Source organism: Streptococcus sp. CM6, from assembly GCF_000526095.1.
Taxonomy (GTDB): domain Bacteria; phylum Bacillota; class Bacilli; order Lactobacillales; family Streptococcaceae; genus Streptococcus; species Streptococcus oralis_BW.
This window is the reverse complement of sequence record NZ_JATS01000019.1, coordinates 16,973-40,537: the sequence shown is the minus strand read 5'-3', so window position 1 is coordinate 40,537 and position 23,565 is coordinate 16,973. Positions and strand designations below refer to the sequence as shown.

19 protein-coding genes and 1 other annotated feature are annotated in these 23,565 nt (G+C 39.8%); of the genes, 17 read left to right on the top strand and 2 right to left on the bottom strand.

Annotated features, from left to right (window positions below):
- The first annotated feature begins 10 nt into the window (after positions 1 to 10).
- The 3 genes from HMPREF1516_RS06335 to HMPREF1516_RS06325 are packed head-to-tail and all read left to right on the top strand — an operon-like array spanning position 11 to position 5,613.
- On the top strand, positions 11 to 2,170 hold the full coding sequence (locus HMPREF1516_RS06335; protein ID WP_033606090.1) for a LicD family protein: 2,160 nt from the start codon (positions 11 to 13) through the stop codon (positions 2,168 to 2,170).
- Between the two features lie 57 nt (positions 2,171 to 2,227).
- On the top strand, positions 2,228 to 3,040 hold the full coding sequence (locus HMPREF1516_RS06330) for a LicD family protein (protein ID WP_033606089.1): 813 nt from the start codon (positions 2,228 to 2,230) through the stop codon (positions 3,038 to 3,040).
- Between the two features lie 44 nt (positions 3,041 to 3,084).
- Positions 3,085 to 5,613 (top strand): MBL fold metallo-hydrolase, encoded by a 2,529-nt coding sequence (locus HMPREF1516_RS06325; RefSeq protein WP_033606087.1) that lies wholly within the window; start codon positions 3,085 to 3,087, stop codon positions 5,611 to 5,613.
- A 45-nt stretch (positions 5,614 to 5,658) separates the two neighbouring features.
- Here HMPREF1516_RS06325 and HMPREF1516_RS06320 read toward each other — a convergent pair whose 3' ends face one another.
- Positions 5,659 to 7,137 (bottom strand): oligosaccharide flippase family protein, encoded by a 1,479-nt coding sequence (locus tag HMPREF1516_RS06320; protein ID WP_000789717.1) that lies wholly within the window; start codon positions 7,135 to 7,137, stop codon positions 5,659 to 5,661.
- 122 nt (positions 7,138 to 7,259) lie between these two features.
- On the opposite strand from HMPREF1516_RS06320, the gene mecA reads away from it, so the two are divergent.
- The 14 genes from mecA (at position 7,260) to HMPREF1516_RS06245 (ending at position 21,946) form a co-directional block, all read left to right on the top strand.
- Entirely contained in the window at positions 7,260 to 8,000 is a 741-nt protein-coding gene (gene mecA / locus HMPREF1516_RS06315; protein ID WP_033606086.1) for an adaptor protein MecA, read from the top strand.
- A 169-nt stretch (positions 8,001 to 8,169) separates the two neighbouring features.
- The gene (locus HMPREF1516_RS06310) at positions 8,170 to 9,456 is read left to right on the top strand and encodes a homoserine dehydrogenase (protein WP_033606085.1); all 1,287 of its coding nucleotides are present in this window, start codon (positions 8,170 to 8,172) and stop codon (positions 9,454 to 9,456) included.
- Position 9,457: 1 nt separating this feature from the next.
- The gene (gene thrB, locus HMPREF1516_RS06305; protein ID WP_000692410.1) at positions 9,458 to 10,327 is read left to right on the top strand and encodes a homoserine kinase; all 870 of its coding nucleotides are present in this window, start codon (positions 9,458 to 9,460) and stop codon (positions 10,325 to 10,327) included.
- A 294-nt stretch (positions 10,328 to 10,621) separates the two neighbouring features.
- Entirely contained in the window at positions 10,622 to 11,560 is a 939-nt protein-coding gene (gene msrB, locus HMPREF1516_RS06295) for a peptide-methionine (R)-S-oxide reductase MsrB (protein WP_000818195.1), read from the top strand.
- 59 nt (positions 11,561 to 11,619) lie between these two features.
- Complete coding sequence (locus tag HMPREF1516_RS06290; RefSeq protein ID WP_000681719.1) at positions 11,620 to 13,344, top strand: ABC transporter ATP-binding protein; 1,725 nt, start codon at positions 11,620 to 11,622, stop codon at positions 13,342 to 13,344.
- A gap of 1 nt (position 13,345) precedes the next feature.
- Positions 13,346 to 15,094: an ABC transporter ATP-binding protein gene (locus HMPREF1516_RS06285; protein ID WP_000828811.1), complete on the top strand. Its 1,749-nt coding sequence runs from the start codon at positions 13,346 to 13,348 to the stop codon at positions 15,092 to 15,094.
- 99 nt (positions 15,095 to 15,193) lie between these two features.
- Positions 15,194 to 16,453 (top strand): TRZ/ATZ family protein, encoded by a 1,260-nt coding sequence (locus HMPREF1516_RS06280; protein WP_033606083.1) that lies wholly within the window; start codon positions 15,194 to 15,196, stop codon positions 16,451 to 16,453.
- Positions 16,454 to 16,515: 62 nt separating this feature from the next.
- Positions 16,516 to 16,651 (top strand) — a sequence feature (ribosomal protein L10 leader region).
- A gap of 38 nt (positions 16,652 to 16,689) precedes the next feature.
- Positions 16,690 to 17,190 (top strand): 50S ribosomal protein L10, encoded by a 501-nt coding sequence (rplJ, locus tag HMPREF1516_RS06275; protein WP_001287266.1) that lies wholly within the window; start codon positions 16,690 to 16,692, stop codon positions 17,188 to 17,190.
- A 74-nt stretch (positions 17,191 to 17,264) separates the two neighbouring features.
- Positions 17,265 to 17,633, top strand: coding sequence for a 50S ribosomal protein L7/L12 (gene rplL, locus HMPREF1516_RS06270; protein WP_001196962.1), 369 nt, complete (start codon positions 17,265 to 17,267; stop codon positions 17,631 to 17,633).
- Between the two features lie 372 nt (positions 17,634 to 18,005).
- The gene (locus HMPREF1516_RS06265; protein WP_033606081.1) at positions 18,006 to 18,572 is read left to right on the top strand and encodes a hypothetical protein; all 567 of its coding nucleotides are present in this window, start codon (positions 18,006 to 18,008) and stop codon (positions 18,570 to 18,572) included.
- Between the two features lie 162 nt (positions 18,573 to 18,734).
- The gene (locus HMPREF1516_RS06260) at positions 18,735 to 19,637 is read left to right on the top strand and encodes a DUF2268 domain-containing protein (RefSeq protein WP_000700627.1); all 903 of its coding nucleotides are present in this window, start codon (positions 18,735 to 18,737) and stop codon (positions 19,635 to 19,637) included.
- A gap of 62 nt (positions 19,638 to 19,699) precedes the next feature.
- Positions 19,700 to 20,068 (top strand): EXLDI protein, encoded by a 369-nt coding sequence (locus HMPREF1516_RS06255; RefSeq protein ID WP_002878245.1) that lies wholly within the window; start codon positions 19,700 to 19,702, stop codon positions 20,066 to 20,068.
- Positions 20,069 to 20,280: 212 nt separating this feature from the next.
- Positions 20,281 to 21,285: an NADP-dependent oxidoreductase gene (locus HMPREF1516_RS06250; protein ID WP_000261425.1), complete on the top strand. Its 1,005-nt coding sequence runs from the start codon at positions 20,281 to 20,283 to the stop codon at positions 21,283 to 21,285.
- A gap of 16 nt (positions 21,286 to 21,301) precedes the next feature.
- Positions 21,302 to 21,946, top strand: coding sequence for a TetR/AcrR family transcriptional regulator (locus HMPREF1516_RS06245; RefSeq protein ID WP_000444593.1), 645 nt, complete (start codon positions 21,302 to 21,304; stop codon positions 21,944 to 21,946).
- Between the two features lie 96 nt (positions 21,947 to 22,042).
- On the opposite strand, the gene gdhA is transcribed toward HMPREF1516_RS06245, so the two are convergent.
- Positions 22,043 to 23,389 carry an NADP-specific glutamate dehydrogenase gene (gdhA, locus tag HMPREF1516_RS06240; RefSeq protein ID WP_000199511.1) on the bottom strand — a complete coding sequence of 449 codons (1,347 nt, stop codon included), beginning with the start codon at positions 23,387 to 23,389 and terminating at the stop codon, positions 22,043 to 22,045.
- Positions 23,390 to 23,565: the final 176 nt, after the last annotated feature.

Sequence of the window (23,565 nt, the reverse complement as noted above, 5' to 3'; positions counted from 1 at the left end):
GGAGTTGAAAATGAATTTTTCAAAAATGGATGAATACTTTGAAAAATCAAAACTATGGATTGCGTATCTATTTGTTTTCATTTCGATTTTAAGTATGAGTTCACTGGTTTATAAGATAGCAAATCCCCTCTATAAGGGATTGTCAGCGATTGTAGTGCTTTATATTTGCTATACTTTATTGTTTAAGTGGAAAGAAATCACAGTAGATCGTAAATTTCTATCCTTATTTGGACTATTAGCTGGAAGCCATCTGCTATCTGCTATTTTCAATCGCTCTGGACATCTGATTGGAAATGTGATTGAAATCCTCTTCATGGTAACCTATGTTTTATTATTTACCATGTTACAATCAGGGCAACTTAAAAAATTATTTGACTGGATTGCCTATACGGTTCAAATTGTATCTTTTTCTTCAGCAATTTTTGCGTTTGGTTTATTGGTAAGTAGAGTCCTTATCCTATTTAAGATTGGCGAACAATCTTATTACTATGGTGTCATGAATGGACGTCTGTGGGGAATTGTTAATCCTAATGCTAGTGCGATATTTTCATACATTAGCATTATTTTGGCTATGTATTTGATCCATAAAGGAAGTAAGTATTCTGTTTATCTTAAACTGAACAATGTGATTCAATTAGTTTACTTCGCTACGATGCAAAGTCGAGGAGCCTTACTTTCTTTACTTCTCATGATTGGACTCTATAGTTTCTTTGCTACTAGAGGAAGTATCGTTAAACGATTCCTCACTTTTATAGTTGTTGGTTTGCTGATTACTGCAACTAATATTGGATTAAGCTATGTAACTTCAATCTATATTTCATCTGAAACTACGACTGTCTTAGATTTAAACAAAGGACAATCCTATGCTGAAACAGATTCGTCTGTCGCTAAGAAGAATGGTGAGCTCCATCTGATTGAAACAACACCAAGTGGTAGAACCTATATCTGGAAAAATGCCATCAAGATGGGAAGTACAAAACCAATTTTTGGTTATGGTGTACGAAATGTTCCAGATTACTATACAGAATATTTCAGTAAATTTGAGATTCAAAACTCCCTTATCGGTGGGAATTTCCATAACATTTTTGTGACCATATTTGTCAGTTCGGGAGTTCTAGGTTTGGTATCCTTCCTTCTTGTACTGGCTTATGTCATCAAGCGCTTTTTAACGTATTTGATTGTTTCAAAGAAAAATACTGATAAATTGATCATGATCCTTTTCTTCGGTATCTTGTTTGGTCAATTATTTGAAAGTCAGATTATGTATTCAACCAACTTTATTAATATCATCTTCTGGCTAGCGATTGGCTATGGACTCGTAGTCTGCAAACGGGATGAAGGAGTTCGGTACCAAGAAGTAACAGATGTCAATGAAATTCAAGAGATGGAACTTGGAATCATGGAGTATATTCATGAAGTTTGTCAGAAAATTGGGGTTAAGTATTTCTTAGCATATGGAAGTCTAATTGGTGCTGTTCGCCATCAAGGATTTATCCCTTGGGATGATGACATGGATATCTGCATGTTACGAGAAGATTATGAAAAATTGCAAGACTACCTTATCGCTAACCCTGATGAACGTTACGAGGTCATGTCTTATAAAAACAATCTCAACTATGTCTATCCCTTCATGAAAGTGCAGGATAACCATACCTACTTGCTAGAAGAAGATGTTCGCATCGATTCCAATATGGGAATCTATGTAGATATTTTCCCTGTAGATGGCTACGAGGATGACGTAGAATTTAAAAACAAGATGACGAAACTGATAAAGAAACGTCAATTGAGTTGCTACACCTTTAAAGGCATTACTAATACGAAAAGTGTACTGAATTCACTGCTACGCTATGTGTCAGTTATTATTTTCTATTTCACCAATACGAACAAATACGTTGCCCAGATTGAAGAGCTTGCAAAATCCCGTAAAGTCTCAGATTATGAGCAAGTGGATTATCTTATCTACAAAGATATGAACAAACCAGTGTGGAGACGTGAATGGCTGGAACAAGCTACTACTGGAACATTTGAAGGTAAGGAATTTACCATTCCGAAAAATTATCATGAAATTTTGACCTCAGACTACGGAGACTATATGCAATTGCCACCGGTTGAACAAAGAGTATCTCATCATGATTTTAAATTATGGAAGATTGTTAAAAGGTCTAAATGACGGGATTGAAATTAAGAAACGTTTAAAAATATAGTCAAATTTAGGAGAATAAAACCTATGTCTGAAAGAACTTTAACTCTTGAAGAAATCAAGCAAGTAGAATTGGATATTTTAAAGTATCTACATGAGCTTTGTGAACAACATCAAATCAAATACTTTATTGATTTTGGAACCTTACTAGGAGCTGTACGCCATAAAGGATTTATCCCTTGGGATGATGATACAGATATTTCCTTGGCGCGTGATGAATTTGAAAAACTGTATAAGGTTTTACAAAATGAAAATCATCCCTACTACAAATTGATTTCATTCAGAGAAACAAAGGGATACCCATACAGTTATATGAGAGTCTATGATGTAAGGACTCGTCGAGATGCTAACCTCGTAGACCCAACGGTCGTATTGGGAACTTGTGTTGACATTTTTCCATATGATGGTGTCGTAACACAAGAAAGTGACCGTAAGAAAATGAGGCTCTACAAATATTTGATTCGTCTTTCTTCTTTGAATTTTAAAGGGATCAAGTCTGAGAATGGGGGACTTAAAAACCTCCCTCGTTATATGGGATCAGCTATTTTCCGCTTAACTTCCCCACAGCTATGGAATCAAAAATTAGAGAGCCTTGCTTTGAAGTATAGTGTAGATCAAGCAACAGATCTTACTTGTACTATCTATGACCCTTATTATCCAAATGGTATAAAAAAAGAATGGCTCTATGATTTGATTGATATACCTTATGAAAACATTGTGGTCAAGGTTCCGAGAAAATACCATGAAATACTTGTCTACGAATTTGGAGAAAACTATATGACTCCACCCCCTATTGAGCAACAAGTTCCAGGAGGGGATAAAAACTACTGGATTGATTAGATTAGTAAAAGTTGCTTATTGTTTAAGATAAAGGAGTGTTCAAGGTGAAAAATAAATGGTTATTAAAATCAGTTAGATATAGTGTTCTCGCATTCTTTCTATTACTGATTCAGTTATCGCAAGGAGTAGATGCAGATACTATCTCTGCAGGTTCGGGCAATCGTATCCATTTCATAAATACTAAAGCAAAATCTGGAAGTGATGCCATCCTTCTGGAAAGTAATGGTCATTATGCTTTGATTGATATGGGAGAAGACTATGATTTCCCTGATGGAAGTGACCCACGCTATCCAAGCCGCTGGGGAATTTCCATGAGAAATAATCAAGTATTGGAAGATCGCTTGATTCGCCACCTGGATCAAATAGGTGTAAAAAAATTAGATTTTATTCTAGGAACTCATGTCCATAGTGATCATATCGGCGGAGCAGATGAGATACTTAATCGTTATCAAGTTGATAAGTTTTATCTGAAAAAATATTCAGATGATCGGATCACCTCACACTGGGGACTTTGGGATAATCTTTTTAATTATGATAATGCTTTGAGAGCGGCTCAAAAACGAGGGGTTACTCTTATTCAGAATATTACAGATGAGGATAGTCACTTTAAATTAGGTGATATGGATATCCAACTCTATAACTATAAGAATGAATATGATGCTGATGGGAATCTGAAAAGAGTTCGAGATGATAACTCCAACTCCATTGTTTCAGTGGTGACTGTGGCAGGAAAGAGGATCTATCTTGGTGGAGATTTGGATAATGCCGAGGGAGCAGAAGATAAGTTAGGTCCAGTTATCGGCAAGGTTGATATGATGAAATGGAACCACCATTATGATGCGACAATTTCAAATACGATTAATTTCCTTGAAAACTTATCACCAAAAATGGTTATTCAGACAACTGGTGGAGATATTAATGTTGCTTCAACCAGAGAATACCTTCAGAAGAAAAATATTCAGGTTCTTCATGCTGCTAGCCAAACTCAAGATGCTACCGTTTTTGATATTAGCGATAAAGGATTTGCTAATGTTTCAAATACCTTCCCTGATATCCCTGTAGTTGACGAAAAATGGTATCAAGAAGATGGTTATTGGAAATATCGTTTGACTGACGGAGAAATGGCTATCGGCTGGAGAGAGATTGGCGGAGCCACTTACTTCTTTAACGGAAAAGGACAAATGCAAGCAGGTCGCTGGCTTCATCTTAACGACGACTGGGGAGAAAATGCCAAAGGGAATGATTACTATCTGAACCAAAATGGTAAAATGCAAACTGGTGGTTGGTTCAAACTAGATGACTCTTGGTATTATATCCAATCAAATGGTGCTAGACGATTTAGCGAGCTCTCTGAAATTGGAGGGAAAAAGTATCTCTTTGCGGCAGATGGGAAGATGCTAACGGGACATCAAGTCTATAATGGCAAGAAGATGTTCTTTAGCGAAAGTGGTGCACTCCAAGCAGCAGGTAAGCCTTCAACTTGGCAAAAGATTGATTCAGATTGGTATTTCTATGATGAGGATGGGCTAAAGACTGTCGGTAAAAAGAATATCAATGGAAGCACGTACTACTTTAATCAAGAAGGTGTCATGCAAACTGGCTGGACCTTTGTTGATGGTCACTGGAATTATTTTGCAAGTTCTGGAGCTATGAAAACTGGCTGGGTCAAGGATCAGGAAACATGGTATTATCTGGATAAAGATGGCATCATGTTAACTGGAAGCCAAGATATCAATGGTGTTCGTTACTATTTGAATGCTAGTGGTGCCATGCAGACTGGCTGGAAGTGGCAAGAAAATAGCTGGTACTTCTATACGAACTCAGGTGCTATGAAAACTGGTTGGTTGAAAGATAAAGAATCATGGTATTATTTGGATCCAGAAACAGGTATCATGGCTGTAGGCTCTAAAGAAATTGACGGTAAGAACTATTTCTTCAGCTCTGCAGGTACTATGCAAGTTGGATGGCAGTGGTCAAATGATTCTTGGCATTATTACGCTACGTCTGGCGCAGTCCAAACTGGTTGGTTGAAAGATGGTGATGCTTGGTACTATCTTGAAGGAAAAGAAGGCATTATGCTGGTCGGCCTTCATCAAGTAGATGGTAAGCAATATTACTTTAGCAGATCTGGAGCCATGCAAACTGGCTGGAAATGGTCTGATAATCATTACCGTTACTTTGAATCAAATGGAGCCATGAAAACTGGTTGGATAAAAGACAAAGGCGTCTGGTATTATCTAAATCCTGAAGATGGGATCATGTTGGTTGGCCTTCATAAAGTAAATGGTGATCATTATTACTTTGATGAATCAGGAGCTATGCAAACAGGTTGGAAACAGTTTGATGGTAATTGGTACTATTTCCAAGCTGATGGTTCTTTATTGAAGAACGCAACAACACCTGATGGTTATAAAGTAAACGAAGAAGGTATCTGGAAACAGGTTGTTGCTGCTGTAAATAGCGAGGCAGTTAAGCCAGAACAGAAACAAGAATCTAATTCCTCTATTGTTGAACAATCTAAACAAGATTCAAACCTAGAAGCCAACGCTTCTGAAAAGAAGGAAAAAGAATAAAGAAGAAATCCCCTACTGGCAACTAATTTATCAGTAGGGGATTTTTTAATTTCGTTTTAATTTAGCAAGTACAAGGTTCAGTGCATAGTGGAGTGTTTTGTCTTTGGCGATAAAGAGGGCCAAGAGATAATAGATACCACAAGTTGCTACGGTGGAAAGAACCATGAGAATCATATTGAAGTTTACTGTGTAGGAATTGATTTGGAAAATCATTTTGAAAATATAGAAGATTGGGATAAAACCAAGGGATATGAGGCTATAACGTGTTAAGGTTATAAAAATTTCTTTTAAACTAATCAGTTGGTGTTTCTTGATAAAATGAATTTCAAGTAAAACTACGATAGTTTCTGCGATAATGGTCGTAGCGATGTAATACTCAGGTGCAAAAATATTATTGAAATACAAGATGCTATTTAATAGTATATTGGCGCCACCACCGAGGAAGTAAAAGGCAGTTAAGCGATTTTCATGGTCGTTGATAAAGATAATCTGTTTACCAAGAATCAATTCAATAGCCCAGATGATGGTACGAAAAGCGAAGACGCTGGTTACGATACCTGCTTCAAGATACTTTTCAGAAGAATAAATAACAGTTGCGTACCGTCCCAATATCATAATCCCGATACTAGTTGGAACCATAAGGAAATAGAATAAGGATGCCGCTTGATTCACGAGATAATTGTAGGACTTGTAATCCTTTTTACCGAGATAGTAGCCAAGGCGCGGAATACTTACGTTGATAGCTCCACTCAAGACACTGGCAATCAGCATGACGATACTATAGGCAATTGTATAATAGGAAATATAGTTTTCATCCGGTCCCTTGGTGATAAACATTCTATCTAGCAAGGTATAAAGCATATTAGCGTTTGCTAAGAGAAGCATAGTGAAGAGCGGTTTAGAAGCTTTAGCTAATTCGACGAATCCAATTTTAACAAAAGAAACTTCTCTCTTAATCCAAAGAAAACTGAGCAGGTAGTTGAGGATAGTGGTCGCTGTCATAACGATAGCATAAGGAACGATATCATCTGCCGTTTTAACGAAGGCGAAGATAGCGACCAGCATGGTAATTCGAATAATTAACGTTTTGTAGAGGATGAAGGCATAGTTTTCATAAGCCTCGTTCATCCATTCGATATTGAGAAATTGGAAGAGTGCTTGGGCCCCTAGGATGTAGTAGAGGACTTTCAGGTTCTCAATGCTGGTGTCAAAGAAGATAATGAGGAAGTAGATACCAGTGGTCAGGAGAGAGGTAAAAACCGAGATATAAAACAACTTAGAAAAGACGTAGTTGATTTTATTCTTGTCATCCTTGACCTTACTGATAGCTCGAATCCCGTAGTTGTATATCCCAAAGGCAGCTAGTGGAATAACAAAGCTAGCCCAGGTATTGGCCGTATTGAAATAACCGTAATTGGATTTGCTGAGAATCCGCGTCAGATAAGGGTTGGTTATCAGTGGAAAAACGATATTGAGAACATTGACCAGTAAGCTAGCCAAGGCATTTACTTTTATATTTTTCATTGAACTTTCTTTCTTAAATCTAAAATCATATCTAGTATTATATCATATTCTCGCTTCATTCTTTTGATAAAATCGTAAAAATCTAGTATAATAGATAGACTGAAAGTATGAGGTTACTAGATATGAAGATGAAACAAATTAGTGATACAACACTGAAAATCACAATGACTTTAGATGATTTGATGGACCGAGGAATGGAGATTGCAGACTTTCTCGTTCCTCAGGAAAAAACCGAAGAGTTTTTCTATGCTATTTTAGATGAATTGGATATGCCTGACAATTTCCTGGATAGTGGCATGCTGAGTTTCCGCGTGACGCCAAAACCTGATAAGGTCGACGTCTTTGTGACCAAGTCCAAGATTGACCAGAATCTGGATTTTGAAGATTTGGCGGACTTACCAGACATGGAAGAATTAGCCCAAATGTCGCCGGATGAATTTCTCAAAACCTTGGAAAAGAGCATTGCAGATAAGACCAAGGACGATATTGAGGCCATCCAATCTCTAGAGCAGGTCGAAGCAAAGGAAGAAGAGCAAGAGCAAGCGAACAAGGAGACTGAGAGCAAGAAGGAACCTTATATCTACTATATCTTGCGTTTCGCAAATCTTGCTGACCTAGTTGCTTTTGCAAAGACTGTTAACTTCCAGATGGAAACATCTGAACTCTATAAGATGAATGACCACTATTATTTGACAATCTTAGTTGATGTGGAGAATCATCCTAGTCCATATGCAGCCTGGCTCTTGGCTCGTATGCGTGAATTTGCTGACGACAGTGATATCAGTCGTTCGGTTTTACAAGAGTATGGTCACATCTTGATCAATCACGACGCTGTGTTCGGTCTTCAAAAAATGAATTCATAGTTTTTAGAAATCAATTTTTACTTATCAGAAAAGGCGAATCAGATGATTCGTTTTTTTCTTTTCTTTTCTTTTCTTTTCTTTTCTATCTATAAATAGTGGTTTTCTTGGATAGGAATTTTCACAAAATTCTGTTATAATGGCTATATCAGAAAATTTCTAGGAGACAAACATGACAGTTAAAATTGCTTTACTTGGATTTGGTACCGTTGCAAGTGGCGTACCTTTCCTCCTAAAGGAAAATGGAGAAAAAATTATCCAGTCAGCTCATTCAGAGATTGAAGTAGCCAAGGTATTGGTCAAGGATGAAGATGAAAAGAACCGCTTGCTTGCAGCAGGAAATGACTTTAACTTTGTAACCAATGTAGATGATATTTTAGCAGACAAGGACATTACTATCGTAGTGGAATTGATGGGGCGTATCGAACCAGCTAAAACCTTTATCACTCGTGCCTTAGAAGCTGGGAAACACGTTGTTACTGCCAACAAGGACCTTTTGGCTGTCCATGGCGCAGAATTGCTAGAAATCGCAAAAGAGCACAATGTGGCACTCTACTACGAAGCAGCAGTAGCTGGTGGGATTCCAATTCTTCGTACGTTGGCAAATTCGCTGGTTTCTGACAAAATCACTCGTGTCCTTGGCGTGGTTAACGGGACTTCTAACTTCATGATGACCAAGATGGTCGAAGAAGGCTGGTCCTACGAAGATGCTCTTGCTGAAGCACAACGCCTTGGGTTCGCAGAAAGCGACCCGACAAATGACGTAGATGGGATTGATGCTGCCTACAAGATGGTCATTTTGAGCCAGTTTGCCTTTGGGATGAAGGTTGCCTTTGCCGATGTAGCTCACAAGGGAATCCGCAACATCACACCTGAGGATGTGGCTGTAGCTCAAGAGCTTGGTTATGTAGTGAAATTGGTTGGTTCTATCGAAGAAACTCCTTCAGGTATTGCCGCAGAAGTGACCCCAACCTTCCTACCTAAAGCACACCCACTTGCTAGTGTGAATGGCGTGATGAACGCTGTCTTTGTTGAATCCATCGGTATCGGTGAGTCTATGTACTACGGACCAGGTGCTGGTCAAAAACCAACTGCAACAAGTGTTGTAGCAGATATTGTCCGTATCGTTCGTCGCTTGAATGATGGTACCATTGGTAAAGACTTCAACGAATATAGCCGTGAACTTGTCTTGGCTAATCCTGAAGATGTCAAAGCCAATTATTACTTCTCAATCTTGGCTCCAGACTCAAAAGGTCAGGTCTTGAAGTTGGCTGAAATCTTCAATGCCCAAGAGATTTCCTTCAAGAAAATCCTCCAAGATGGCAAAGAGGGTGACAAGGCGCGTGTAGTGATTATCACTCATAAGATTAATAAAGCACAGCTTGAGAATGTTTCAGCTGAGTTGGCCAAAGCTTCAGAATTTGACCTCTTGAATACCTTCAAGGTGTTAGGAGAATAGGATGAAGATTATTGTACCTGCAACCAGTGCCAATATCGGTCCAGGTTTTGACTCGGTCGGTGTAGCTGTTACCAAGTATCTTCAAATTGAGGTCTGTGAAGAGCGGGATGAGTGGTTGATTGAACATCAGATTGGCAAATGGATTCCACACGATGAGCGCAACCTTTTACTCAAGATTGCTTTACAAATTGCACCTGACTTGCAACCAAGACGTTTGAAAATGACCAGTGATGTTCCCTTGGCACGTGGTTTGGGTTCTTCCAGCTCGGTTATTGTTGCTGGGATTGAACTAGCTAATCAATTGGGCAAGCTCAACTTGTCAGACAATGAAAAATTGCAGCTGGCGACCAAGATTGAAGGGCATCCTGACAATGTGGCTCCAGCTATCTATGGAAATCTTGTTGTTGCGAGCTCTGTTGACGGAGAAGTTTCAGCCATTGTGGCAGACTTCCCAGAGTGTGATTTTCTAGCCTACATCCCAAACTATGAATTGCGTACCAGAGACAGCCGCGGTGTCTTGCCTAAAAAGTTGTCCTACAAGGAAGCTGTTGCGGCAAGTTCGATTGCCAATGTTGCAGTTGCAGCCTTGTTGGCAGGAGACATGGTGACTGCTGGTCAGGCGATTGAGGGAGACCTCTTCCACGAGCGCTATCGTCAAAGTCTGGTTCGTGAATTTACGACGATTAAGCAAGTAGCCAAAGAGAATGGTGCCTATGCAACCTATCTTTCTGGAGCTGGTCCGACAGTTATGGTTCTGGCTTCTCATGACAAGATGCCCAAGATTAAGGCTGAATTGCAAAAGCAGTCTTTCAAAGGCAAACTTCATGATTTGAAGGTGGATACCCAAGGTGTTCGTGTAGAAGCAAAATAAAGAATAGATGATAGGATGGGGAAACACTCGATTCGAGGGTTTCCTATCCTTTTTTTGAAAAGAAGTCTATACTCAATGAAAATCAAAGAGCAAACTAGGAAGCTAGCCGCAGGTTGCTCAAAACATGGTTTTGAGGTTGTAGATGAAACTGACGAAATTAGCTCAAAACACTGTTTTGAGGTTGTGGGTAGAACTGACGAAGTCAGTCACATATATATTCTAAGGTGACGCTGACGTGGTTTGCAGAGATTTTCGAAGAGTATTAGTTAAAAACTTGATAGAGGAGAAACGAAGATGGCAGAAATTTATCTAGCAGGTGGTTGTTTTTGGGGCTTAGAGGAGTATTTTTCACGTATTTCTGGAGTGCTAGCAACCAGTGTTGGCTACGCTAATGGGCAAGTCGAAACGACTAATTATCAGTTACTCAAAGAAACAGACCATGCAGAAACGGTTCAAGTGATTTATGATGAGAATACAGTATCACTAAGAGAGATTTTACTTTATTATTTCCGAGTCATCGATCCTTTATCGATTAATCAACAAGGGAATGACCGTGGTCGCCAATATCGAACAGGTATTTATTACCAAGATGAAGCAGACTTGCCAGCCATCTACACAGTGGTGCAGGAGCAGGAGCGCATGCTTGGTCGAAAGATTGCAGTGGAAGTGGAGAGACTTCGCCACTACATTCTGGCTGAGGACTACCACCAAGACTATCTTAAGAAAAATCCTTCTGGTTACTGTCATATCGATGTGACCGATGCTGAGAAGCCATTGATTGACGCATCCAACTATGAAAAGCCTAGTCAAGAAGTGTTAAAAGAAAGTTTGTCAGCAGAGTCTTACCGTGTTACGCAAGAAGCTGCTACAGAGGCGCCGTTTAGTAATGCTTATGACCAAACTTTTGAAGAAGGGATTTATGTAGACATCACGACGGGTGAGCCACTCTTTTTTGCTAAGGATAAGTTTGCCTCAGGTTGTGGTTGGCCAAGTTTTAGTCGTCCGATTTCTAAGGAATTAATTCACTATTACAAAGATCTGAGTCATGGAATGGAGCGAATCGAGGTTCGTTCTCGGTCAGGCAATGCTCACTTGGGTCATGTTTTCACAGATGGACCTCAGGAGTTAGGTGGTCTGCGTTACTGTATTAATTCTGCTTCCTTACGCTTTGTAGCCAAGGATGAGATGGAAAAAGCAGGATATGGCTATCTATTACCTTACTTAAACAAATAAAACGGAGATGGTGGGACTTCCCACTTTCTTCATTTCCAGAATAAGAATAGAAGGGACTTATGAAACACTTACTATCTTACTTCAAACCCTACATCAAAGAATCAATTTTAGCCCCCTTGTTCAAGCTACTAGAAGCTGTTTTTGAACTCTTGGTTCCCATGGTGATTGCAGGGATTGTTGATCAGTCCTTGCCCCAGAGAGATCAAGGGCACCTTTGGATGCAGATTGGCCTGCTCCTTATCTTTGCAGTGATTGGTGTTTTAGTGGCCTTGATAGCCCAGTTTTACTCAGCCAAGGCAGCGGTTGGGTTTGCCAAAGAACTGACAGACGACCTTTATCGTCATATTCTTTCCTTGCCCAAGGATAGCAGAGACCGTCTGACAACTTCGAGCTTGGTGACTCGCTTGACTTCTGATACCTACCAGATACAGACTGGGATCAATCAATTCCTGCGCCTCTTTTTGCGAGCGCCTATTATCGTCTTTGGGGCTATCTTTATGGCCTATCGCATCTCGGCTGAGCTAACTTTCTGGTTTTTAGTTATGGTTGTCATTCTGACCATTGTCATTGTCGGTCTCTCTCGACTGGTCAATCCTCTCTACAGTAGTCTCAGAAAGAAAACGGACCAGCTGGTTCAGGAAACGCGCCAGCAATTGCAAGGAATGCGAGTTATTCGTGCTTTTGGCCAGGAAAAACGAGAGTTACAGATTTTTCAAACCCTTAACCAAGTTTATGCCAGATTGCAAGAAAAGACAGGCTTCTGGTCTAGTTTATTAACACCTCTGACCTATCTGATTGTTAATGGGACTCTCCTCGTTATCATCTGGCAGGGCTATATTTCTATTCAAGGAGGTTTACTTAGCCAAGGTGCTCTTATCGCCCTTATCAACTACCTCTTGCAGATTTTGGTGGAATTGGTTAAGCTCGCCATGCTGATCAATTCCCTCAATCAGTCCTATATCTCAGCCAAGCGAATCGAGGAAATCTTTGCCGAAGCTCCAGAAGATATCCATTCAGAGTTAGAAGAAAAACAAGTTACCAACGATCAGGTTTTACAAGTCAAAGAGTTAACCCTTACCTATCCTGATGCGGCTCAGCCTTCTCTTAGAGATATTTCCTTTGATATGAAGCAAGGGCAAATCCTTGGTATCATTGGGGGTACTGGTTCTGGGAAATCAAGCTTGGTGCAAGTCTTACTTGGACTTTACCCAGCAGACAAGGGAAGCATTGCCCTTTATCGAGATGGATGTAGTCCTCGTAATCTTGAGCAGTGGCGGTCTTGGATTGCCTATGTTCCCCAAAAGGTCGAACTCTTTAAGGGAACCATTCGTTCCAACTTGACATTGGGTTTCAATCGAGAAGTATCTGACCAGGAACTCTGGCAGGCCTTGGAAATTGCGCAAGCTAAGGATTTTGTCAGTGAAAAGGAAGGACTTTTGGATGCCACTGTTGAGGCAGGAGGGCGAAATTTCTCAGGCGGACAAAAACAAAGGCTGTCTATCGCACGAGCAGTCTTGCGCCAAGCTCCATTTCTCATCCTAGATGATGCGACCTCGGCACTGGACACCATCACTGAGTCCAAGCTCTTGAAAGCCATTCGAGAAAATCTGCCAAATACGAGCTTAATCTTGATTTCTCAACGGACTTCGACACTCCAGATGGCTGACCAGATTCTCCTCTTGGAAAAAGGTGAGCTCCTAGCTGTTGGCAAGCACGAGGATTTGATGAAGACTAGTCAAGTTTATCGTGAAATCAATGCATCCCAACATGGAAAGGAGGACTAGCATGAAACGACAAACTGCAAACCAGACGCTCAAACGTTTAGCCGTAGATTTAGCAAGCCATCCCTTCCTCCTTTTCCTAGCCTTTCTAGGAACTATTGCCCAAGTTGGCTTGTCAATTTACCTACCTATTCTGATTGGACAAGTCATTGACCAAGTCCTTGTGGCTGGTTCTTCACCAGTTTTTTGGCAGATTTTCATCCAGATGATTTTGGTAGTCATAGGAAATACTCTGGTACAATGGGCCAATCCTCTTCTTTATAATCGCCTAATCTTCTCTTATACTAAAGATTTACGAGAGCGAATCATTCATAAGCTCCATCGTTTACCGATTGCTTTTGTGGATCGGCAGGGCAGTGGAGAGATGGTTAGTCGTGTGACTACAGATATAGAACAGTTGGCAGCTGGCTTGACCATGATTTTTAACCAATTTTTCATTGGCGTCTTGATGATTTTGGTTAGCATTTTAGCCATGCTTCAAATTCATCTCCTCATGACCCTCTTGGTCTTGCTGTTGACGCCCCTGTCCATGGTGATTTCACGCTTTATTGCCAAACGGTCCTATCATCTCTTTCAGAAGCAAACAGAGACCAGGGGGATTCAGACTCAGTTGATTGAAGAATCGCTTAGCCAGCAGACTATTATCCAGTCCTTCAATGCTCAAACAGAGTTTATCAAAAAACTGCATGAGGCGAATGCCAACTACGCAGGCTATTCTCAGTCAGCCATCTTTTATTCATCAACGGTCAATCCTTCAACTCGCTTTGTTAATGCACTCATCTATGCTCTTCTTGCTGGAGTGGGAGCCTATCGTATCATGATGGGATCCACCTTGACCATCGGGCGTTTAGTGACTTTTTTGAACTATGTTCAGCAGTACACTAAGCCCTTTAACGATATTTCTTCAGTACTAGCCGAGTTGCAAAGTGCTCTCGCTTGTGCAGAGCGTGTCTATGCTGTTTTAGAAAGTCCTGAGGTTGTTGAAACAGGTAAGGAAGTCTTGACCAGCGACCAAGTCAAGGGAGCTATTTCCTTTAAACATATTTCTTTTGGATACAATCCTGAGAAGATCTTGATTAAGGATTTGTCTATCGATATCCCAGCTGGTAGCAAGGTAGCTATCGTTGGTCCGACAGGTGCTGGTAAGTCAACTCTTATCAATCTCCTCATGCGTTTTTATCCCATTAACTCGGGAGATATCTTGCTAGACGGTCGTTCCATTTACGACTATACCCGAGCGTCATTGAGACAGCAGTTTGGCATGGTGCTCCAAGAAACCTGGCTCAAGCAAGGAACCATTCATGATAATATTGCCTTTGGAAATCCTGATGCCAGTCGGGAGCAGGTGATTGCTGCTGCAAAGGCAGCCAATGCAGACTTTTTCATCCAACAGTTGCCACAGGGATACGATACTAAGTTGGAAAATTCAGGGGAATCTCTCTCTGTCGGTCAAGCTCAGCTCTTGACCATCGCCCGAGTCTTTCTAGCTATCCCAAAGATTCTTATCTTAGACGAGGCGACATCATCCATCGATACACGGACAGAAGTGCTAGTTCAGGATGCCTTTGCCAAACTCATGAAGGGGCGCACAAGTTTTATCATTGCTCACCGTTTGTCAACCATTCAGGATGCGGATTTGATTCTTGTCTTGGTAGATGGTGACATTGTGGAACATGGCAATCATCAAGAGCTCATGGCTAGAAAGGGCAAGTATTACCAAATGCAAAAAGCAGCAGCTTTTAGCTATGAATAATCCTTTCTATTTTGAAATCTTATGGACAAAAAAGGTTGCCTTCGGGTGACTTTTTTGTTACAATAGCTAGAAAAATCAGGGTCTTAGAAGGAGAAAACAATGAAAGTCTATCAGCATGTAAATATCGTGACTTGTGATCAAGATTTCCATGTTTATTTGGATGGTGTCTTAGCCGTTAAGGATTCCCAAATTGTCTATGTCGGTCAAGAAAAGCCAGAGATTTTAGAGCAAGCTGAGCAGATTATAGACTATCAAGGAGGCTGGATTATGCCTGGTTTGGTCAATTGCCATACCCACTCTGCTATGACAGGCTTGCGAGGGATCCGGGATGATAGTAATCTCCATGAATGGCTCAATAACTATATTTGGCCAGCAGAAGCAGGATTTACTCCCGATATGACTACCAAGGCAGTCAAAGAAGCTCTGACAGAGATGCTCCAGTCAGGGACAACAACCTTCAACGATATGTATAATCCTAATGGTGTGGATATTGAGAGAATTTATCAGGTAGTTAAGGCATCTAAGATGAGTTGTTATTTCTCACCGACCCTCTTTTCTTCAGGGACAGAAACAACTGCTGAGACCATAAGTAGAACACGGTCCATCATAGAGGAAATCTTAGGATATGAAAATTCAAATTTCAAGGTTATGGTAGCTCCACATTCTCCCTACAGTTGTAGTAGAAACTTGCTGGAAGCGAGCTTAGATATGGCAAAAGAGCTGGACATTCCCATCCACATCCATGTGGCGGAGACCAAGGAGGAATCAGGAATTATCCTGAAACGTTATGGCAAACGCCCCCTCGCCTTTCTAGAAGAACTGGGTTACTTAGATTATCCGTCTGTTTTTGCTCATGGGGTCGAACTAAACGAACAAGAAATTGAACGTTTGGCAACCTCCCAAGTGGCTATCGCCCACAATCCTATCAGTAATCTAAAACTGGCCTCAGGAATCGCTCCAATCATCCAACTCCAAAAAGCAGGAGTAGCAGTGGGGATTGCGACTGACTCGGTTGCTTCCAATAACAATCTAGATATGTTTGAGGAAGGACGGACAGCAGCCCTCCTTCAGAAAATGAAGAGTGGAGATGCCAGCCAATTTCCTATCGAAACAGCTCTCAAAGCTCTAACGATAGAAGGTGCTAAGGTTCTTGGAATGGAAAATCAGATAGGAAGCCTAGAAGTCGGTAAGCAAGCAGATTTCCTCGTTATTCAACCAAAAGGGAAAATCCATCTCCAACCTCAGGAAAATATGCTCTCTCACCTAGTTTATGCAGTCAAAGCCAGTGATGTTGATGATGTTTATATCGCTGGAGAACAGGTTGTCAAGCAAGGCAAAGTTTTGACAGTCGAGATTTAAAAAAATTTCAAAAAAAGTTTGCAAAAATCTTGCATTCTTTTTTTGCATATGCTATACTTATATACGGTTTGAAAAAACTGCCTAAGACAGTAGGGGAGCTCGACTCATAAAGATCCTACCGAGGACAAAACGTATCATGTAAAAAGAAGCGTATTGTACTTTCGTGTCTAGGTTTGGGCGCGTTTTTCTTTTGGAAAAATTCCCCAAGCAAAATAATTACGGAGGTGAACACACTAATGAGTGAAGCAATTATTGCTAAAAAAGCGGAACTAGTTGACGTAGTAGCTGAAAAAATGAAAGCTGCTGCATCTATCGTCGTTGTAGACGCTCGTGGTTTGACAGTTGATCAAGATACAGTTCTTCGTCGTGAGCTTCGTGGAAGCGAAGTTGAGTATAAAGTTATTAAAAACTCAATCTTGCGTCGTGCAGCTGAAAAAGCTGGTCTTGAAGATCTTGCATCAGTATTTGTTGGACCATCTGCTGTAGCATTTTCTAATGAAGATGTTATCGCACCAGCGAAAATCTTGAACGACTTTGCTAAAAACGCTGAAGCACTTGAAATCAAAGGTGGTGCAATTGAAGGCGCTGTCGCATCTAAAGAAGAAATCGTTGCTCTTGCAACTCTTCCAAACCGCGAAGGACTTCTTTCTATGCTCCTTTCTGTACTTCAAGCGCCAGTGCGCAACGTTGCTCTTGCAGTCAAAGCGGTTGCAGACAACAAAGAAGACGCAGCTTAATCTTAAGCTACGCAGCGTAGCATAGCTACGGAAAAACTATTATAAAATTTAAAACTTATTTGGAGGAAATAACAATGGCATTGAACATTGAAAACATTATTGCTGAAATTAAAGAAGCTTCAATCCTTGAATTGAACGACCTTGTAAAAGCTATCGAAGAAGAATTTGGTGTAACTGCAGCTGCTCCTGTAGCTGTAGCTGCAGCTGGTGCTGCTGATGCTGGTGCTGCTAAAGATTCATTTGACGTTGAATTGACAGCTGCTGGTGATAAAAAAGTTGGCGTTATCAAAGCTGTACGTGAAATCACTGGTCTTGGACTTAAAGAAGCTAAAGAACTTGTTGATGGTGCACCAGGTGTCATCAAAGAAGGCGTTCCAACTGCAGAAGCTGAAGAAATCAAAGCTAAATTGGAAGAAGCTGGAGCTTCAGTTACTCTTAAGTAATAGAGCAACTACATTAGTAGCTTAAAAATATGATTAAACCGCTATTCTTAGGAGTAGCGGTTTTTCTTTATAATTGAAAAGAGAAAATTTATAAAGTGTCTCCAGTTGTTCCATAAGATTTTCATCATAAAGTTCTGGAGTTTGATTAGAGAACCATGTTAATCAAACTCCAACGCTCGATAAAGCGATGATGTATCTGTGGAAGGAGATTATGTTTGCTAAGGTATTTTTTGCAGAAATAGTGGTACAATATCCTTAGAATAGTTCAAAATTTATCTTTGCTAGGGGAAAGGGAGATTGAACTCCCTGATGCATCCGTCTTAGTATGGGATTAATGTCCTATAAAAAGGAAATGTTATAAAGGTGATATTGATGGAAAGATATGAATTTACAGCGACAACAGCAAAATCAGATATAATAATTGGTATCCTTTTTCCCATGTTCCTCATGCTTCCTGTATTGGGAATACAGTTGGCTATATTCTATTTAAAACTGAATGATTTTTTTAAATCACAACCTCTTTTTCTTTATACGATAGTATTAGTGTTTTTTGGTATTAGTTTTCTTTTAATTAAAAAAATACAAGGTAGTCTAGTGAAGAATTTTGTCGTAGAATTATCTGGAAGAAATATTAGGATTTGGTGTGATGGAAAGGAGATTGTATCAGGAGAAGTTGTTTTCTGTAGGATAAAAAATAAGGAGCCTAAACTGGGGGCGAGAGCCTTAAATGTAGACATAGACACCAAGGGGGATAACATTAAATTTCGAGTTCGGTCTAAGGAATATGAAAGTTTATCATCTTCTACTTGGAATCCTCTGGGGACAAGCAAACCCTCTGATGTAGAAACGTTATTATCTTTGGGCAAAAAAATAAAAAATGCTATGGAAGAAGAAGTTTTGATAGAAGATGAAGCTTCAAAAAAACCTCGATCGTTTTGATTTAAAATGGGTAAACCTACTTGAAATTATAGTCTGATACGAAAGATTTAGTATGTCATTTTTTCCAAAAGTTACTAGAATTTTGATAGAAATTCAATTTTCTTCTTGACCCTGACCTTGGGTAAGGGATTATACTAATAGTAGATAAGAAAGGAGATTACTATGAAAATCAATATGATTCGTTCAGATAAAGTTTATCAAGAGATGCTAGAGCTACCCTTAGAAAAGAGAGAAGGTTGCTTTCGAGCCAAAATATTAGCACCTTTTGCAACGAAATACCAAACTCAACACATTCCTTTAAAAGCGAAGTATCCTGGAGGATTTGATGCTCTGTTTCTACTTGGCTTTATGAATCAGTTGCCTGCAACTCTCTCGGAAAAGGATAGACCGGCTATCGACGCTCTAAGTTCTGATCAACTCTGGCAAAATTGTCAAGATACCATCAAGAGGAGTATTGGTCTTTTTGAGCAAGCTGGCTATGATTTAGAGGTTGAGGATTACCATTTTACTATTTTATTGGGCAACCCTGAAAAGGCCATGTTACAGCTCAATAAGGGTTATAGCGGAGATGGTGGAATTCCAGGTTATCTCATGCTTAGTCTGCTACCGAATGACTATACTTTGCCACGTGTGCAAGCGGCTCTGGCCCACGAGTGCAATCATAATGTCCGCTTCCAATTTATCAAATGGAACCAGCAGACGACACTAGCAGACTGGGTAGTCAGTGAAGGATTGGCAGAGTCTTTTGCAGCTGAGCTTTATGGCAAAGATCTCATCGGATCTTGGGTCACTTCAACCAGTCCAGAGCAGTTAGAAGAGATTAAGCCCATCATCTCAAGTCAGCTTCAGCTAACAGGGATGGCGGAAATGGCTCCTTATCTTTACGGTGATGAAATAGCTGAGATACAGGGTCAGATACCAGTTGGAATGCCTTATGCTGCGGGCTATACTTATGGTTATCATCTGATACAAGCTTATCTGAAAAAGACTGGCAAGAGCATTATTGAGGCTACTGTGACATCAACGGAAGAGATTCTAGAGGCGACTAAAGATTTTTGGAAATGACACTTTTGCTTGAAAATCTGCCAGAGTCTGATATAATGAAAGTAATTTTTGGAGGTAACTATATGCACTATAAAAGAGTTGAATTAAAAGTCACAAATCAGGGTATCCATGAGCGCAAGATTTTTCAAGGAGTTAAAATTTTCAGTCGGAGCAAGCTGTCCAAAGATCAGAAAAGCATTCTGACGCAGAAGCTTTACCTGACATCGAAGCAAAATATTGTTTACTATCAACGGAAAGATATCAATTATGACCAGAACTGGCATCATCATAAGGACTATTATGAACTAACTTTTGGCCATATAGATAGAGAGACTGTTTTTAAGGTTTGTCAAGATTTTGACGAACTAAGTCCTTTTCTGGAAAATGAGCTGCTGGAGAAGTTAAAAGAAAAGCAGTCAACAGGCAAATTTTTTGAAAAATTAGATATATAAAAATCCGGCTGCTTTTATAAGCAGTCGGATTTCTTTGAGTTATAGTTTGATAATCTTTCATAAGGAAAAATAGATCTATTTTTATCATGAACAGCTTTTGTTAGAAGCTGTGGAAACGGTATAGTTGAAATCTATGAAGAATAAGTGTATAATCAAGAAAAAATGATTGAGTGCTCACTCAATTTTTTTTAGATGTGTAAGGAGTTCATACAATGGTTGTTCAAGCAATACAATATAGTCGTTTCGGTGATGAAGAAGTGTTAGATTTAGTGAACATTAAATCTGATTCTTTGAAAGTGAATCAAGTTAGGGTAGAAGTTTATGCAGTTGGTTTAAATCCTATTGATTATAAAACTTTTGAGGGTGCAAAGCCACTTCGTTTTCTATCTTTTATGACGAAACTAAGGAAGCCAAGTCATTGGTTTGAGTCAAAATCATCTCTTTTTCCAAGAGGTATTGGTCGGGATTTTGCTGGAGTTATCACAGAAGTTGGTGAAGGAGTAAGTCGGTTTGCAGTAGGGGATAAGGTTTTTGGAACAATGATCAGTGACCCTGGATTAGGCACCAAGAAGGGAGCTTTGGCAACAGAAATTTGTGTCAATGAATCGGAAATTGTATTGAAACCAGAGATGATTGATATGAACCATGCAGCTACTATGGGTGTAGCCTCTCTAACAGTGGGAGGTGCTTTTAGAAAGATTGAGCTAAACTCTAAAGATGTTGTAGTTATTTCAGCAGCAGCAGGTGGTATTGGAAGTATCGCAGTACAGTATGCAGTTGCTAAGGGTGCAACGGTTATCGGAATTGCAAGTAAGAAAAATTCAGAATACCTGAAGTCCTTAGGTGCCATACCAGTAGCTTACGAAGAGAACATCCAGAATGCTCTTCTATCAGCAAGTCCAAAGCCAATTACAAAATTCTTGGATTGCTATGGAAGTGATTATGTTAAATTGGCTTTCAGTTTGGGATTGAAGGGCACGGCTATTGGAACGCTAGTACCTTCACCATATGTTATGATAAGAGGAGCTCAGTTCACGGGTCCGAGACATTCCACATATGATGATTTTAGAGTTCTAGCGGAAATGGTCTCAGATGGGAGGGTTCGGCTGAATATTGATCAGGTTTATGATTTTTCTCTAAAGTCTGTTAGACAGGCATATCGTAGTCTGAAGTCGGGACACACTCGAGGTAAGAAAGTCGTAAAAGTAAGAGGGTAGTAGGGAGGTGCTAGTGATGGAAAGTTTAGAACAAAAGTATGCTCAGACATTAGAAAATAGCAATTTGAGTTTAAAACAACGTCAAGTGTTATTATCAAGTCTAAAGTTATTTTCAGAAATTGGTTTCGAGAATACAACAGCAAGCCTTATTTCTAAGGAGGCTGGAGTTTCAGAAGGGACTGTTTTTAGTTACTTTAAAACTAAGGAAGGCATCTTAGAAGCTATTCTGTCAACTTTTCTCGAACAAGTCATTCCAGATGTAATTGCTGATTTTTCTGAGAAGAAATTTACAGCAAACCAAGAGTCTTTTCCACTATTTTTGAGAAGCATTGTTCGAGATAGACTAGTTTTCATTCAGAAGAATCAAATGCAAGTTAAAATTCTCTTAAGTCGTTCTTTTATTGATAAAACTATTTCTGACCAGTTAGGGAATGTTATTATTCACTCTATCATTAAGCCAATTAGTCCAGTTCTGAATCAGTTTAAAGAAAATGGTGTTATCCGAGATTGGTCAAATGAAAGAATTGTTCGCTATATTTTAGCTTTGAGTCTTTCTTATGCTCTTCCAATGATGTTGAATAATAATGAGGACCTAGACATAGATGAAGCAGTAAATGAAATAGTTGAATGCCTGTCTTTTACATTAGTAGAGGTAAAATAAATCTTGATTTTAAGCTTACTATTTTAAATGGTGAGCTTTTTTGAAGCCAACATAAAAATCCCCAATCATAACGATTGAGGATTGAGCAAATGAATTTTAAACAATACCTTGGGCAATCATAGCGTTTGCTACATTTTCAAAGGCAGCAATGTTAGCTCCTGCAAGGTAATCAGTACCAAGACCGTATGTTTCAGCGGTTGTTTTAGCTGTGTTAAAGATGTTTGTCATGATGTCTTTGAGACGTCCATCAACTTCTTCACGGGTCCATGAAAGGCGAAGGCTGTTTTGGCTCATTTCAAGCGCTGATACAGCTACACCACCAGCGTTGGCAGCTTTGGCAGGTCCGTAAAGGATTCCGTTTTCTTTGTAGACTTTAATCGCATCAAGGTCACTAGGCATGTTAGCACCTTCTGATACGCAGATAACACCTTGAGCAACCAAACGTTTAGCAGCTTCACCGTTGATTTCATTTTGAGTCGCACATGGAAGAGCGATATCGTAGTTTCCAGCGTAAGTCCATACAGAACCTTCATGGTAAGTAGCAGTGGCTTTTTCAGCAGCGTATTCAGTCAAACGTGCACGACGGTTATTCTTCACATCTGCTAGAAGGTCGAAGTCGATACCATTTTCATCAATGACATAACCATTTGAGTCAGATACAGAGATAACAGTTGCACCAAGTTCAGTCGCTTTTTGAAGAGCGTATTGGGCTACGTTACCAGAACCTGAAATAACCACTTTCTTACCAGCAAAACTGTTACCATTAGCTTTGAGCATTTCTTCAGTATAGTAAACCAAACCGTAACCAGTTGCTTCTGGACGAATCAAGCTGCCACCGAATCCAAGAGGTTTACCAGTCAAGACACCCGCATCAAATTGGTTAAGACGTTTGTATTGTCCGTAAAGGTAACCAATTTCACGTCCTCCAACACCGATATCGCCAGCTGGGACGTCAAGAGATGGTCCGATGTATTTTTGCAATTCTGTCATAAAGCTTTGGCAGAAGCGCATCACTTCAGCATCAGTCTTTCCTTTAGGATCGAAGTCTGCTCCCCCTTTACCTCCACCGATTGGAAGTCCAGTCAAGACGTTTTTAAAGATTTGTTCAAATCCAAGGAATTTCAAGATCCCTTGGTTTACAGTTGGGTGGAAACGAAGTCCGCCTTTATATGGTCCAACAGCTGAGTTGAATTGAACACGGTAACCACGGTTCACTTGGACTTTTCCATCACGGTCAACCCAAGGAACACGGAAAGAAATCACGCGCTCAGGCTCAGTGATACGTGCCAAGATGTTTTCTTCGATATACTCAGGATGTTTTTCAAATACAGGTTCCAAAGTGCTGAAGAATTCTTCAACCGCCTGGAGAAATTCAGCCTCATGCCCGTTACGAGCTTTCACAGTTGCAAACACGCTTTGGATATAGTCTTTAGCAGATGTCATATCGTTCTCCTTTTGTTGTCATATTTTATTACATGAGCCATTATAGCAGAAATTTTTTTCACTGTAAAGAAAAAAACGAAAATTTTCTAAAAATTCTTTCAATTTACATTCAGTCAATACTAAGAGCATTATCAAAAAACGAACGTTTTCTCTAGAAATAACTTTCTCAAAGAGAA